The sequence below is a fragment of the Paenibacillus septentrionalis genome (genome assembly GCF_042659865.1).
GTDB classification, from domain to species: Bacteria; Bacillota; Bacilli; order Paenibacillales; family Paenibacillaceae; genus Pristimantibacillus; species Pristimantibacillus septentrionalis.
Window position 1 is genome coordinate 670,149 of record NZ_JBHSTE010000002.1, and the last position, 15,248, is coordinate 685,396.

Below are 15,248 nucleotides of genomic sequence, written 5' to 3' on the forward strand. Positions count from 1 at the left end.
GTATAATATGATTACTACAGTTCCAAGTGAGGTGAAGCCGATGAAATGGGGAGAAATTACCGAACTGCATCCAAGCCGCTTTGTACTTGTCGAAGCAATCAAAGCAAGCTCCAGCAATTGCATACGTCAGTTAGAGGAAATGGCAGTCATTCAGGATTACGATAATCCGCAGGAAGCGTGGAGTGGCTATAAAGAGCTGCATAAGTTACATCCGTCTCGTGAGTTGTATGTATTCCATACGAGTAGAAAAGATATAGAAGTTGTTGAAGAGTTTTTCTCAGGAGTGCGGCAGCAACTATGAAGATAAGACTACAGAATGGTTTACCTATTGTATCCTTGACTTTAACTCGAAATGACCAAACTATCGTGCTGAACAATGTATTATTTGACACAGGCTGCGCGGCAACAGTATTCGATACCGATGCATTAGCTGCAATAGGTATCTACATTGATTTTATCAATGGACGTGCCAAGCGAATGTATGGGGTAGGAGGAACGAGTGAGGTTTGCTATGAACAGCAGATTTCTGAGTTTCGTATTGAAGAGGTCATTTTAGATGAATTTTCGATTCAGCTTGGTTCGATTCAAGAACCCTATGGATTTGATGGAATTGTAGGCATTGATTTTATGATAAGAGCCAAATGCAAAGTGAATTTCGAAACTATGACTATTGAGCTTGAAAAATAGACCAAGCGATACCATTCATCACTGGAAGACATCTATCGCTTGGACTATTTTGCGTTTGGCGCAGTAAACCTAATTGCAACGTTCCTTCTTATCAGCTTCAAGCTCCTTCAACGACAACCCAAATGTCGTCACCACCTGAATCTCACCATCTCGGCTCACTTTAATTTCTGACACCAGCTTTTTCAGAATGAGCTGCATTTCGTCAAACGAATCGAAGTCCAGATCTAGCAGCTCATCCAGCATATCCATTACTTGCTCGTATAGCTCGGTTAAATCTGACTTTTTCTGTTTCTCCTCATTAACCTCTGTCAGCCTCTTCTCCAGTTGAACAATTTCCTGCTCATAGATAGTCTTCTCCATGTTATACTGCTGTTCATCATGGAACCCGCCTGACAGCTTCTCACGACGCAATTCAAACAGACATTTGCGATTATCTGCAATTCGCTTATGGAGCTTCTTCAACTCGCCTTCAAGGTCTGACTGATTAATTTGAATGAGTTTTTTATGCTTTTCTAATAATTCCTCTGCTGAGGTTAAGCGTCTAAAAGCACTCGACAAGGTTTCAATCAGTTCATCGCGAAAAGGGTAATAGGGGAGCCAAAGATCGTTATTACATCCAGAATCTCCTTGTCTTCGTCTCCTTGAGCAAACCAGATACCGATATACTCTGCCGTCACGATCTGTTTTACGACTTTTCGATTTCGTGCTGACCATTGATGAGCCACAATGCGTACATTGCATCATACCGGCGAACACGTTGATTTTTTGCCTGCTCCCGCCTCGCTCACCACCCCCTCGTGCCAGTCGCAATGTTTGTGCTAATTGGAACGTACTTTCGGAAACAATCGGTTGATGCGTAATGATTTTATTGGCATAGCGCCACTCATTTTTCGGCTTTTGCACCAGTACTTTTTTACGCTCAGAGGTATCGTTCACATTCGTATAGACCTTTCTGGTTTCGTATTTTGAGGATTGATTTTTTCCGATGTAGGCCTCATTTTGAAGAATTCGCTGAATCGTCGTAATCCCCCATAGTCCGCCCTTCGGTGATGGAATACTTTTGCTGTTCAAATATTCAACAATCGCTTTTTCTCCGAATTTATTGGCAGTATAGAGCTGAAATATCGTGCGTATAACATTCGCTTGATATTCATCAGGCACTAGTACCTTTAAGCCATTTTTAATATCCTTGCTGTAACCGTACGGCGCTCGACTGCCGGTAAAGTTTCCTTTAAGAGCAGATTCCCGTTTGCCTCGACGGGAGCTGCGACTAATTTGTTCACTGACAGATTGATTTACACTTGATATGATTGAAAACAACATCTCGTCGTCACGGTCCGAGTCATAATGATCATCAATGGAAATAAGTCGAATATTTAAAGCATTAACCATTTTCCGCTTTAAGCTGATTGAATCTCCAATATCCCGAGCAAACCGTGAAAGTGCTGCAAATATTATGACCTGAAACGCACCGTGCTGCGCGTCTCTAACAACTTGTTGAATCGCTTGCCTCTCTGTAATGTTGGTTCCTGATTCTCGGTCTTCATAAATAAGCGCTTCACTTGTGATCCAACCCATATCCTCGGCATAATGCCTGCAAGCGGCAATCTGGTGCTCAGGACTATCTTTCTGACTATCTTTTGTCGTGCTGACTCTTACGTAGATCGCTGCTCTTATCATACACATTCAATCCCCTTATAAAAAGCAATCCCTCTGGCTAATGGATACACCAAAGGGATTGCAATTGTCATAGATTTAGGCTCTAATTGCTCTATTAGCAACTCGGGACGTCCCTGTGCCAAGATTTTCTCTTAACGTAATTGTTATTTTGATACGCATCTACTTGCTTCAGGACAACCTGTCTGGCGAGCTCATTGATTAATGCTTCTAGATCTCCCGTTCCAGATTGAAAATGAATACGGAACATTTTCTTGGCTTCCTTAGGCATGTGCTATCTCTCCCCATCGTCACTTTATATGCTATACCTATGTGTCAGCCATCTTGTACCATAACCTAAACCTTCACAATAAACGACGAAACAGAGGAGATAGAGTAGCCAGTGTGAATAGACACGCAAAAGGTCTGACCACAAGCAATTTATCGCTTGCTGGTCAGACCTTTTTTAATCTCAACATCTTTATTAATGTTTTCAAATACAATTCGTATAAATTCGTGGCACTCTTTTGGATATGCTGCATACAATTTCATACTCAATTGTGTTTAACCACCTAGCCCAATCTGAAGCGGTCACTCCATTCTCATCAGTTCCAAATAAGACCGCTTGATCTCCTATATGCAAATCGATTAGATGCGAAACATCAATCATCGTCTGATCCATGCATATTTTCCCAACAATTGGAGCGGCTTGTCCCGCTATGTCGACATATCCTAAGTCAGATAGCTTGCGATCTAAGCCATCTGCATAACCAATTGGCAAGACAGCTATGGTGGCATTTGATTTCGTTACATATGAACGATTATAGCTAATGGGCTCATATGCTGATATTTGCTTTAGGGAACTGATTGCCGAACGGACTCTCATTGCCTTTTCCAGCTTAGGCAAGGCAATGTCATTTCTCGCCAGCGATATAAAGCCATACATACCAATTCCGAGTCTAACCATGTCCAACTGATATTGAGGAAATCGCCAGATCGCTGCAGAATTGCAGCAATGTGCCATCTCATATTGTATTCCACTGTCTCTTAGAAACTTTAGCATGCTCATAAAACGTGAAAATTGCAATTCAGTAAATGATGGGTCTAAACCATCGGCATCTGCAAAATGCGTAAACACGCCTTCCAATACCGTAAATTCACAGCACTGTACCAAATGTGCGATAGCCCTTGCTTCATCGGGTGTTGTAGCACCAAGCCTAGACATTCCAGTATCCAGCTTCAAATGAATCGACAATCGTCCACAATTCTTTAACGCTGCGATTTCGAGCATTTGACCCAACGAAAACACGGTTACCGATACCCTCAACCTAGCCGCTGTTTCAATAGCGGAAGTTGGTGTATAGCCTAATACTAATATTGGTGCTTGAATGCCATGCTGACGTAATAGTGCTGCTTCGTCCAAAAAAGCAACACCTAAATGTGTCGCTCCTGCATCGAGTGCAACTCTTGCAACTTGAACAGCTCCGTGACCATAACCATCAGCCTTAACAACCGCCATCAAGTACGTTTCTTGCTTAAGTTTGGATGAAAATTGCTTAATATTGTGCTGCAAAGCAGATAATGAAACCTCAGCATAAGTAGGTCGAATATGGTGAGGTGTATTCAGCGTAATCATTATTCTATACTCCGAATGCATTCGGTGTATGAAGCAGCAGTTGCTCCGGTGCTGTATATTTTACTTGCATAGCTTCAGCTACACCAACAAAAGTTACATGCCCATCTGCTGTATTTAACCCTTTGCACAAGGCTGAATCTAATTTGAGTGCTTCTATTAATCCTTGATTTGCAATTTTCATCGCGTATGGCAGTGTCACATTAGAAAGTGCCATAGTCGAAGTGCGTGGCACCGCTCCTGGCATGTTCGCAACGGCATAATGCACTACGCCATGTTTCATATACGTTGGCTCGGTATGGGTTGTCACACGATCAATTGTTTCTATAGAACCTCCTTGATCAATCGCCACATCTACGATTACTGATCCAGCTGTCATCGAAGCAACCATTGCTTCTGTCACTAGCTTAGGGGCACGTTTCCCGGGTACTAATACCGCACCGATAAGCAAGTCTGCTTGCTTCACGGCTTTAGACAGCTCATACGGAGATGAAACCAATGTTTTCACACGACCATCGAACATCTCATCCAGCACTCTTAATCTAGCCGGATTAATATCAAGAATCGTTACGCTGGCTCCAGTTCCAACCGCTTTTCGAGCTGAATTAGTTCCAACAATTCCACCGCCAACAATGACAACCTCGGCAGGACTAACGCCCGGAACTCCTCCTAGCAGAACTCCTTTTCCACCATGCGGCTTTTCAAGAAATTGAGCCCCGACCTGAACAGCCATTCTTCCCGCAACCTCGCTCATTGGAGCGAGTAAAGGCAGCGAACCATCTTCAAGTTGAATCGTTTCAAAAGCTATAGCCCACACTCGATTTTCTACTAGAGCTTTAGTCAAGTCTGGCTCAGGTGCAAGATGCAAGTATGCAAAAATAATTAAATCTGGTCGAAAATAACGATATTCGGACGCAATCGGCTCTTTCACTTTCATTATCATGTCTGCTTTTGCCCATACTTCTGCTGGGTCATTGACGATCACTGCCCCTGCAGCCTCATACTCATCATTCGTAAAACCGCTGCCCAGCCCTCCATTCAACTCTACAAGCACTTGATGACCATGTTGACATAAGGCAGTTGCACCTGCAGGAGTGAGCGCTACTCGATTTTCATTGTTTTTGATTTCCTTGGGTACACCTATAATCATAATGTTTTCCTCCTTATTTGTTTCCTATCTATAGCTCCATTATATGTCATCATTATTAACATGTAATTGTGGCACAATTTAAAATAAAGCGGAGGCTTTTGTGGAACTCCACAAAAACCTCCACTAGAAAACCGCTTATCACTTGTGTTCACATTTCAAATATAAATAACACGTAACTTTGTCTGACATAGATTTCAGATCAATCCCGCTTATTTCCTGAATCCGTTGTACACGATAGCTAAGTGTATTGGGGTGAATATGAAGCTTCTTAATGACTTCTTTCGTTTGACAATCGTAATCAAGCAAAGCTTTCAGCGTTTTCAGCAATTCAGAAGCATGTTCTGCATCGTAGCTTCTTAGAGATTCAATGCCACTGTGAACATAATTGCCTTTACGAACAAATCGCGTAACCTCCGACAAAAAATGAATATACCCGAGATTTTCATAGTAATAAATGTTTGTAGAAGCGTTCGGATAGCTCTTCTTAATGATGATCGTATCATTGGCGCGTTGAAAAGCAACGGACGTCTGGTCATATTGAATGATCTTAGCTGCGCCAACCAATATTGCTGCATGATAACCAAGCGTGTGCAGCTGTCCTTCAAACGATTGCTGAAATGCTTGTAAATGCTTATCATCGATTTGATCAAGCAATAATACGATCATTCCGTTTACAATCGAATACATGCTTTTTTTTCTATCATGCAACTCAAGCCATCTCTTTACTTCCTTTCGCAATACGCCTTCTCCAATAACTTCCTCTAGTTGAATAACGACCACTGCACCATTTCCAGGCAATTGTACTTGAAGCTTGCTTGCTTCTGATTGAATAACAGCATTAGAAGAAAATTCTCCTTGAATCAAACGCAAAAAAAACTGTTCGCTTGCTGATTTCAAATTACGCTTAGCTGATTCCAACCGCAGAAGCTCTTTAGCTACTAATGCTGTTGCCAGCTCTAATTGATCATACCAGGCTTCAGACATGCTCTCTTTATTATCAACTAAGGCCCAAATATAGCCAAGCGGTCGCGCACCATGCTTAACCGCTATTGCAATCCGGCTCGTTATGGTTCCCCCATGCTCTACTTCTATATATGTTGCTTCACCTGTGTGATTTAATGCTTCAATTACTCCATTATTTTTCAACTTTTCTGTAACATGCTCCGGAACTCTTCTGCCCACAATCGTCGCAATACGCACTGGGTCTACACTCGTCACATGTGAACTATAGCCAAGCAGCCGATGTTCTAAATCTTCAATCGTAATCGGACACTGCAGCATGATGCCAATTTCATCAGCCAGCTGTTCCAAATCGTGATATGGAAGGTCGTTTTGTAATGCCATACTCATATTGAACCTCCTCCAAAAATCATTGAGTAACCTATCGAACAATAAGTAGGAGATAACCTATTATGATGAACCCCATAAAAAACGTAAAGCGATAATTATATCTTGAAAACTGAAACACGTCTTTATGCGTCAGCGACGCTAATATATTATTGACGGCAGACACTGGTGATATCGGATTGGATATAGACCAAGAGCCTAATAGTAAAATAGCCACAAAATAAGGACTAACACCAACCGATTCAGGTGAAATGGTCGAAGCTATGATCGTGACAAGGACAATCGGATGTAAGCCTAATGCAGCCGTGATGACGATAAGCAGCATCGTTGCAATAGAAAACGTAAAGGAAAGCGGCAAATTTATCATGGCAAGCAGCTCAACCAATCCAGTACCAAGGTTCATCGTCTTAATTGCACCGCTTATAAAGCCGGCTGATAGAAATAACGTAATTTCCTTTTGCATAGAGGGAAGTGTAACGGTTAAATGATTTTTTACACCTTGCTTAAAATTACTTAATTCACGAACTAAAGCACTCCACATAAAAGGAAATACGATTGCAGAAAAACAAATAATAACAACCATAGGATAAGAGATTGACTGCTCCAACAGCAAAACAATTGAAATCGTGAGCAGTAAGTACAATGCTAGTGAAATATAGGTATTTCGATAGTTTTTTTGAATAGGCTGTTTTTCCTCCTGCTCGATGCTGGCCTCCTCTTTAGTAAAAAGCAGCTTCCATTCCACCAGCACACTAACGACAATTGTAGCTGCTGCTAAAAATAACATCCATGGCAGAATCGTTGACCAAGATAAACCGAGCTGACTTGTCATCAACGCCATTCCTGCAAAATACGGTGACCATAGCATAGCCCCGCTAAAGCCACGGTTTAATGCGGTAGAGAGTAAGCGAAGATTACGAGCTGCAGGATGCACGGTTATCAAGTTATACATGATAGATATAGAACCAACATTGACAAAAATAGCAATTAACTGGGTCATCACTTGTACAACCGAAAAAAACGCCAATCTGCTTCTAAATCGTGATTGATAGAGCTGCTTCAATGATTCCGAATAGCGGGCAGCTCGTATCGGTATACCAAACAATGGGGCAAATACAAATAACGTTACAAGTGTGACATTTACATTGGCTGCAGCTGTCCACTCCGTAAAGCTAGCACCATTTACTACAAAAATTCCAACTCCACTTAACATAAATAGTAAAGAAAGCAGCAGAGGCAGTCCCTTTAACTTTCTCATATAGAGCGAAATTGTAACTAGCACCATAATACCCATCAGTAAATTTAAATACTCTATACCTGTCAAAGCATGAAGCAGGTATAGGAACGCTATAGCAAGAATCAGACCTTTTTCAAGCGCTCCTAATCGCGCCAACATATTACGCTCCTTCTTTCCACTATTGAGTTAGTTTTACGATCATACCATTTTTAGGATTAAGAAATTGTCCAGCTCGATATGCAGTTTTCCCATTGACCAAAACCGCTTCTATTCCTTTGCTGTATTGATGAGGATCAGTAAATGTAGCCATGTCCTTAATAAGCTCCGGATGGAATATTACGATATCTGCGTAATATCCCGTTTGCACTACACCTCGCTTATCAAGCTTTAGCTTTTGAGCAGGAAGAGCAGTCATTTTGTGGATCGCGGTTTCCAAGCTGAATACCGCTCTTTCCCTCCAGTACTTATTCAGGGCACGTGGAAACGTTCCATAACTGCGAGGGTGAGGCTTGGATTGAGACAATACACCATCCTTGGCAAGCGCCAAGCCGTCAGAAGCTATAATGGCTAGCTCACATGCAGCAGCTAGCTCAATATCATCTTCACTCATCACGAACAGAACCATGCCTATTGCTCCATCCTCTTCAACTAATAGGTCCAGCATAGCCTCCACTGGTTTCTTTCCGATTTCGAGTGCATACTGCTCGACATTCATCCCTTCAGCAAATCGGTTTTTCTCATACTTAACAGAAGCAATCATAACTCTATCCCAGCCTGCATTGCGTGCTGGGCTTAACCAGTTGGACGTACCCTGATCAATTTCCATCATCATTTGTTCTCGCAGCTCTAGATCTTGAATTTTTGCTTTACTCAATTCCCAGCCACCTTCCTGTACCCATGGAGGCAGCAAGTATCTCATATTGGTAGAGCTTGCTTCATAAGGATAAAAGTCAAAATGAACATCTGTTCCTTCAGCCCTTGCCTGCTTTATTTTATCAATTGCCTGTTTAATTTTTCCCCAGTTCCGCGTTCCTGTTGATTTTAAGTGTGAGATTTGCAGAGGAATGTTCGCTTCTCTGGCAACATACAGCGCCTCATCAATCGAATCAAGCAAATAATCTGACTCATTCCGCATATGTGTCGTATATATGCCCCCGTACTCCGCTGCAACTTTTGCAAGCTCCACGATCTCGTCTCGCTCGGAAAATACACCAGGATTGTATATTAATCCTGAAGACAACCCCAGCGCACCTTGCTGCATCGCTTCAGCAACAACCTCTCTCATTCGCTGCAGCTCAGTCTCACTAGGCTTACGGTTCTCATAACCCATAACCTGCGCTCTGACCGTACCATGTCCAATAAAACAGCCTACATTGATTGATATACCTTTGTTTGTGAACTCTGCTAAGTATTCTGCGTAATTGTTCCAGTGCCAATCTATTAAATGACTATACAGAAAAGAAGAGCTTGCTTTTATCTCATCCTTGTAAGTTCCACAGCAATCAACAACCGACAATCCACAATTTCCAACTACTTCAGTCGTTACCCCTTGCGATACTTTGCTCGCGCCCCGCGAATCAAGAAGCAGCGTTAAATCAGAATGAGTATGAATATCTATAAAACCTGGCGTGACAACCATGCCCGTTGCATCGATCGATTCTACTGCCTTGTATTCCCGAACCTTTTCGTGCTCAGCAGGATATATTGCAACGATTCGATCATCCTTAATAAATACATCTCCACGATAACCTGGCTGCCCGGTACCATCAATAATTACCCCTGAGTGAATATGTTTATCTGCCTGCATGCTTATGCCTCCTCGTATAAAAAACACTCAACAAAATGATTATCGCTCACTTGAATCCGATGTGGCACTTCCTCACGACATCTCTTAGTAACAAACGGGCAACGCGATTGATAAGCACAGCCTTTCGGTAAATCTAGCGGTGAGGGGGTTTCTCCTGAGCGGACAAACTCTTTTTTTTCTCCTCTCAAGGACGGGATAGCGGATAATAATTCTCTCGTATAGGGGTGCAGTGGAGTTTCATATAGTTGTTCCGTCGGTGCTTCTTCCACCATCCTTCCCATATACATAACCGCAATGCGATCAGATATATGCCGAACTACTCCGAGATCATGCGATATGAAAACATACGTTAACAGCTGCTGCTCTTGCAGTTCCTCGAGCAAATTTATAATTTGAGATTGAATCGATACATCAAGCGCAGAAACCGGTTCATCACAAACTATAATTTTAGGCTGTGCAGCTAATGCACGTGCAATGCCAATTCGTTGGCGCTGACCTCCGGAAAATTCGTGCGGGAAGCGATAATATTGCTCTGGATGTAACCCAACCCGCTCCAACAATTCGAAAGCACGATAGGTTCTTTCACTTTTAGAGCCTATCCTGTGAATATCAAGTGGCTCCTCTATCATTTCACCTACTCGCTTGCGTGGGTTTAAAGATGAATAAGGATCCTGAAAAATCATCTGCATTTCCTTGCGCAGCACCTTCATCTCTTTCGCTTTCAGTGTGCACAAATCAACGCCCTTATATAGAATTTGCCCTTCCGTAGGCTCGATAAGCCTCAATAACGCTCGTCCAGTGGTGCTTTTGCCGCAGCCAGACTCTCCTACGATCGCAAAGGTTTCTCCTTCATACAGCTTAAATGAGAGATCATTTATCGCTTTAACTACCTGGTTATTGCCCTTTACTTTTTTTCCTGTAGAAAAATATTTTTTTAAGCTCTTAATCTCAAGTATAACGCGCTGGGCTTCTGCTGACTCACTATTATGCGCCGAGCCATTTTTCATTAACGCTGTCATTTTGCTTCTCCTCCTTGAGCTTGATCTCGTTGTAATGCCAGCAACGCACCGAATGCGTTTCTGTTGCTTGAATTAAGGATGGGGCTGCCTCAATACATAGCTTCGTAGCATACTTGCATCTCCCTGCAAATCTGCAGCCTTGTGGCACATTAAACAACGTAGGAACAGTTCCAGGTATAGAACTCAGCTTGCCCTCTCGTTTTCCTTCAGCTTTGGGCATGGATTGTATTAACCCTTGCGTATAGGGATGCAGAGGATTTTGGAATAATGACTCTACTGTCGTTTCCTCAATTACCTGTCCCAAATACATGACAACCACTCTAGTGCATACCTCTGCTACTACACCTAAGTCATGTGTAATCAGCATAATGCTCATATCCATTTTCTTTTGCAGGTCACTAATAAGCTGCAAAATTTGGGCTTGGATCGTCACATCCAGCGCTGTAGTAGGCTCATCTGCAATTAACAGCTTGGGCTGACATGCCAAAGACATCGCAATCATGACTCTTTGTCTCATTCCACCTGACAACTGATGTGGATATTCATGTATTCGTTTGGAAGGATCAGCAATTCCAACTGCATTCAGCAGCTCAAGTACTTTTTGCTTTACCTCTTTTTTGCTGTATTTATGATTTCGACGTACAGCCTCTCCGATTTGATTGCCTATCGTATATACTGGATTAAGCGAGCTCAGCGTATCCTGAAAAATCATTGCGAGCTTGCTGCCTCTCATATTTCGCATTTCTTGCTTCGTCAAGTTCAGTAATTCGATATCCTCGAACATAATGCTCCCGTTATGTGAAACCAGCTTGTTCTCATCATACAATCGCATTAACGAGCGAGAGGTTACACTTTTACCGCAGCCTGATTCTCCAACAACACCTAAAATCTCGCCTTTATGAATCGAAAAGCTGACTCCGTCGACAGCTGTTACGGTTCCACGAGCCGTTTCAAACTGTGTTTTTAGCTCCATTACCTGCAGCAAAGGCTCCATAGCTGTTTGTGTCACCATTCTAACCTCTCCTCATCGTCACTTATTTTTTCCGTGGGGATCTAATAAATCACGCAACCCATCACCGGACAAATTCAGTCCCAAAACAGTCATCATCAGCAGTATTCCTGGAAATAAAACCATCCACCAACCATTATAGATATACATTTTCCCATCATATAAAATATTGCCCCAACTGGCAGTAGGGGCTGGTATACCTGCACCCAGGAAGCTTAAGGCTGCCTCTGAAATAATGGCATCTGCAAAAATAAACGTTCCTTGAATAATGACAGGAGTCCAGCAATTGGGAGCAATATGCTTGAACAGTACTCTAAAGTGGCTGGCGCCAATAGAATGCATAGCCTCCACATACGTTTGCTCCTTAGCGATTAACGCAACAGAACGCACTGCTCTTGCAACATTCGGCGTGTAAACGACACTAAGCGCAAAAATAACGTTTTGAACTTTCGGTCCCATTGCAGCCATTATTGCAATGGCAAGGAGAATGGCCGGGAAAGCCATCAAACCATCGCATATTCTCATCAACACATAATCAAGTCTCTTGAAATAGGAAGCGCACAGCCCGATAATCATGCCAAGTGTTCCCGTAATTAAAGCTACAGCAACCCCGACAAGCAAGGAAATTCTTGCTCCATACGCAGCTCGTGAAAAAATATCTCTGCCAAAATTATCGGTTCCAAACCAGTGCTCTGCCGATGGTGCTTGAAGCCTGTTCACAACATCGACATCCAAGGGATGATACGGCGTAAGTATCGGTGCGATTAAAGCAAATAAGCCAACAATCGAAATTACGATTGACCCGATAAGCGCTAATTTATTTCTGTAGAAATTTCTCAAAAAAAGGATTCGCCTCTCTTTGTTGTATGCAGTTTTAGCAGCATGCAATCGTCCCTCCGGAGACAAATCGTTTGCTTGTGCTTGAGATAAAACATCCATACGCTCGAACCTCCTTCTACCTGTTGTTTAATCGAACACGAGGATCCAATAATCCATAGAGCAAATCGATCAATAAGTTTATTGCCACGTACAAAGCAGCGATGACAAGCACGACGCCTTGAATCACTTCATAGTCGCGACGTTCAACTGAATTCACGATTAATTGGCCGATTCCTGGAATATTAAATACGGTCTCGGTTACCGTTGCGCCGCCAATAAGCAAGGCAAAGGACTGTCCTACCACCGTTAGAATAGGAATAGCTGCATTACGGAAACCATGCTTCAAAACAATAATGATTTCACTTACTCCTTTAGCTCTCGCAATCTCAATATAGCTTTGATTCAGCACCTCCAGCATCGTTGCCCTTGTCATGCGGACAATTAATGCAGCCTGCATGAAACCAAGGGAGATTGCTGGCAAAATCATAAACTGCAAATGACTAAAAAGACCGCTCTCCAAGGTTTTGTAACCAGATGCAGGCAGCCATTGCAACTCCACAGCAAATAACAAAATTAAAAATAAACCGATTAGAAAACTTGGAGTTGATATTCCTAAAAATGATACCCCCATAACTGCTTGATCTGTGATGGAGCCCTTCTTTTTGGCCGCAATAATGCCTAAGGGAATGGCTACAATCAACGCAATCAATTGTGCACATATAGTTAGCGACAATGTCGGACCAAAATGCTCTGAAATAGCTGTCGCTACAGACATTTTCATAAAGTAGGATTCACCTAGATTTCCAGTTATCACGCCACCGATCCATTGCACGAATCGAATAAGAATTGGCTTGTCCAGTCCCAGCTCAGCCTTCAGGTCATCAATCTGCTGTTGAGAGGCTTCAGGGCCCAGCATAATGCTTGCAGGATCACCAGGCGTGAGATGAATGATAAAAAACACTGTCGTGCCTACTATTAATAAGATTGGAATCAAGGATAGTAGTCGTTTCGCGATATATCCGATCATGGTGTTTCCCCTCTTTCACGAGCATTTTCATTGCTTTCAATGTATGCAAAGGCGTATTTTCCTATCTCAGCAATCTGCTCGAGCGCCACAGCCTGTGTGCTCTCGTAGTTGGCTAGAACAGTAATGGTATGCACACCTACATGAGTCGTTTGCAAAATGCCGGCATCATGCTGTATTCCAGCGATCCAACCTGTTTTATTAGCGAATTCCCAGTCAGGCAACTCAGTGGCAAGCTGCTTGCTGCGGCCTTGAAAATACCGAGGGAGCCCATCTCTATACAGCTGTTTCTGCATAATCGATATCATTTGCTGGCACGCATAGCTATGCAAAAATTTCCCTTCTGCGAGCATCGCCAGCATAGAGGCAACATCGTTTGCTGTAATGACATTGCGCAACTGTTGTCCCGTATAAAGCAGGCCAAGCCGATGTTCCAGCTTGCTATTTTTCATGCCCAGCACTTGCATGATTTCATTAATTCTATCGAGGCCTATCATATTGATTAATAGATTTGTTGCTGTATTATCGCTGGTGACAATCATCAATACGATAAGGTCATATATTGTAAATGTCGCGCCTGGATTTAGAAATTGAATAACACCTGATCCCATCGCAAGATCTGATTGTCGAATTAAGACACGCTCGTCCAGCTGTATTTTGTTGTTATAAACCTCTGCGTATGCAGCCGCCATAATAGGCAGCTTAATAATACTCGCAGCGTTAAAGACGACATTCTCATTAAGAGCAACCCTCTGTTTTGTAGCCACATTTTCAACAACGACTCCCCATACGCCATTATTTGCTGTGCAGGCAGTGATTTTCTCTAGCAACTGCTCTTTGTTCATATCGCATCTCCTTACTGCTCTCTAAACCTAGCAATCTTGTCTGAGAACAACTTCTGCAGCTCTCTTGTCACAGTTCCAGGCTTCCCATCCTTAATTGGAACATTTGCTACACTTAATACAGGACAGATTTCAATAATTGTATTGCTCGCAAACACTTCATCCATCGCCTGTAAATCCTCTAGTGTAAATTCTGCTTCTATCCATGGTATATTTGCTTGCTTTGCTAATTTCTTCGTTACTTGCCTTGTAATCCCATTCAAAATCAGATGGTTACTTGGATGGGTGTAAATGCTGCCATCTTTTACTCCATAAATATTGGAGGCGCTGCATTCGGTGACAATACCGTTCCGCACAAAGATTGCCTCTACCGCTCCCCTCTCCGCCGCCTTTTGCTTTGCAATCGTATTCGGCAATAAATTTAGCGACTTAATGTTGACACGAAGCCAGCGATCATCCGGCACAGCAATCGCATGTATGCCATTGTCCAACTGCTCGAAATTACGCTTTGCTTCACTACAATAAGCGATAAGCAATGGAGGGACTCCTTCTGGAAACGAATGTATTCGTGGATGGACTCCTCTTGTAACCTGTAAATATATTTTCCCCTCCTTATAATCAGCAGTTTCTACAAGCTCCTGCAGTTTGCTTAACATGACATCAACCGGTAAAGGTAATGCGATTTCAATTGACGACAAGCTGCCAAGCAATCGATTCAGGTGCTCCTCTATATGGAACAGCTTTCCATCATAGAAACGGATAACCTCGTATACGCCGTCACCAAATTGATACCCTCTATCTTCAATATCTATGTGTACTAGATCTCTAGGCAGAATTTCATCATTTCTTAAAACATATTGCATCGTATCAGCTCCTTATTTGTGTATCCGCCTATGCTATGCTAATAAGATCACGCTTTATTCTCAAGCAGACTTGAGAATAAAGCGTAATTCTTTAC

The 15,248-nt window shown here is 42.5% G+C and carries 14 protein-coding genes; 2 read left to right on the forward strand and 12 right to left on the reverse strand.

Features of this window, described 5'->3' with window-relative positions; genetic code table 11:
* Positions 1 to 7 precede the first annotated feature (7 nt).
* Together ACFP56_RS08220 and ACFP56_RS08225 are read left to right on the forward strand one after the other, a co-directional pair.
* Positions 8 to 301 (forward strand): hypothetical protein, encoded by a 294-nt coding sequence (locus tag ACFP56_RS08220; RefSeq protein ID WP_379233147.1) that lies wholly within the window; start codon positions 8 to 10, stop codon positions 299 to 301.
* Complete coding sequence (locus tag ACFP56_RS08225; protein WP_379233149.1) at positions 298 to 687, forward strand: hypothetical protein; 390 nt, start codon at positions 298 to 300, stop codon at positions 685 to 687. The genes ACFP56_RS08220 and ACFP56_RS08225 overlap by 4 nt, the downstream gene beginning before the upstream one ends.
* Before the next feature lie 69 nt (positions 688 to 756).
* On the opposite strand, the gene ACFP56_RS08230 is transcribed toward ACFP56_RS08225, so the two are convergent.
* The 12 genes from ACFP56_RS08230 to dat form a co-directional block, all read right to left on the reverse strand.
* On the reverse strand, positions 757 to 2,373 hold the full coding sequence (locus ACFP56_RS08230; RefSeq protein WP_379233151.1) for a recombinase family protein: 1,617 nt from the start codon (positions 2,371 to 2,373) through the stop codon (positions 757 to 759).
* 463 nt (positions 2,374 to 2,836) lie between these two features.
* Positions 2,837 to 3,979, reverse strand: a complete 1,143-nt coding sequence (gene alr / locus ACFP56_RS08235) for an alanine racemase (protein ID WP_379233153.1) — start codon at positions 3,977 to 3,979, stop codon at positions 2,837 to 2,839.
* A gap of 4 nt (positions 3,980 to 3,983) precedes the next feature.
* The gene (ald, locus tag ACFP56_RS08240; RefSeq protein ID WP_379233156.1) at positions 3,984 to 5,126 is read right to left on the reverse strand and encodes an alanine dehydrogenase; all 1,143 of its coding nucleotides are present in this window, start codon (positions 5,124 to 5,126) and stop codon (positions 3,984 to 3,986) included.
* Between the two features lie 138 nt (positions 5,127 to 5,264).
* Complete coding sequence (locus tag ACFP56_RS08245) at positions 5,265 to 6,476, reverse strand: PucR family transcriptional regulator (RefSeq protein ID WP_379233158.1); 1,212 nt, start codon at positions 6,474 to 6,476, stop codon at positions 5,265 to 5,267.
* Positions 6,477 to 6,507: 31 nt separating this feature from the next.
* Positions 6,508 to 7,869 carry a hypothetical protein gene (locus tag ACFP56_RS08250; protein ID WP_379233160.1) on the reverse strand — a complete coding sequence of 454 codons (1,362 nt, stop codon included), beginning with the start codon at positions 7,867 to 7,869 and terminating at the stop codon, positions 6,508 to 6,510.
* Positions 7,870 to 7,888: 19 nt separating this feature from the next.
* Positions 7,889 to 9,517 (reverse strand): N-acyl-D-amino-acid deacylase family protein, encoded by a 1,629-nt coding sequence (locus ACFP56_RS08255; protein ID WP_379233162.1) that lies wholly within the window; start codon positions 9,515 to 9,517, stop codon positions 7,889 to 7,891.
* A 2-nt stretch (positions 9,518 to 9,519) separates the two neighbouring features.
* Positions 9,520 to 10,536: an ABC transporter ATP-binding protein gene (locus tag ACFP56_RS08260; RefSeq protein ID WP_379233164.1), complete on the reverse strand. Its 1,017-nt coding sequence runs from the start codon at positions 10,534 to 10,536 to the stop codon at positions 9,520 to 9,522.
* Complete coding sequence (locus tag ACFP56_RS08265; protein ID WP_379233166.1) at positions 10,502 to 11,548, reverse strand: ABC transporter ATP-binding protein; 1,047 nt, start codon at positions 11,546 to 11,548, stop codon at positions 10,502 to 10,504. The genes ACFP56_RS08260 and ACFP56_RS08265 overlap by 35 nt, the downstream gene beginning before the upstream one ends.
* A gap of 18 nt (positions 11,549 to 11,566) precedes the next feature.
* Positions 11,567 to 12,484 (reverse strand): ABC transporter permease, encoded by a 918-nt coding sequence (locus ACFP56_RS08270; protein ID WP_379233168.1) that lies wholly within the window; start codon positions 12,482 to 12,484, stop codon positions 11,567 to 11,569.
* A gap of 16 nt (positions 12,485 to 12,500) precedes the next feature.
* Positions 12,501 to 13,451 carry an ABC transporter permease gene (locus ACFP56_RS08275; RefSeq protein WP_379233170.1) on the reverse strand — a complete coding sequence of 317 codons (951 nt, stop codon included), beginning with the start codon at positions 13,449 to 13,451 and terminating at the stop codon, positions 12,501 to 12,503.
* Positions 13,448 to 14,293 carry a serine hydrolase gene (locus ACFP56_RS08280; protein ID WP_379233172.1) on the reverse strand — a complete coding sequence of 282 codons (846 nt, stop codon included), beginning with the start codon at positions 14,291 to 14,293 and terminating at the stop codon, positions 13,448 to 13,450. The genes ACFP56_RS08275 and ACFP56_RS08280 overlap by 4 nt, the downstream gene beginning before the upstream one ends.
* Positions 14,294 to 14,304: 11 nt before the next feature.
* Positions 14,305 to 15,153 carry a D-amino-acid transaminase gene (gene dat / locus ACFP56_RS08285; protein WP_379233174.1) on the reverse strand — a complete coding sequence of 283 codons (849 nt, stop codon included), beginning with the start codon at positions 15,151 to 15,153 and terminating at the stop codon, positions 14,305 to 14,307.
* Positions 15,154 to 15,248 lie beyond the last annotated feature (95 nt).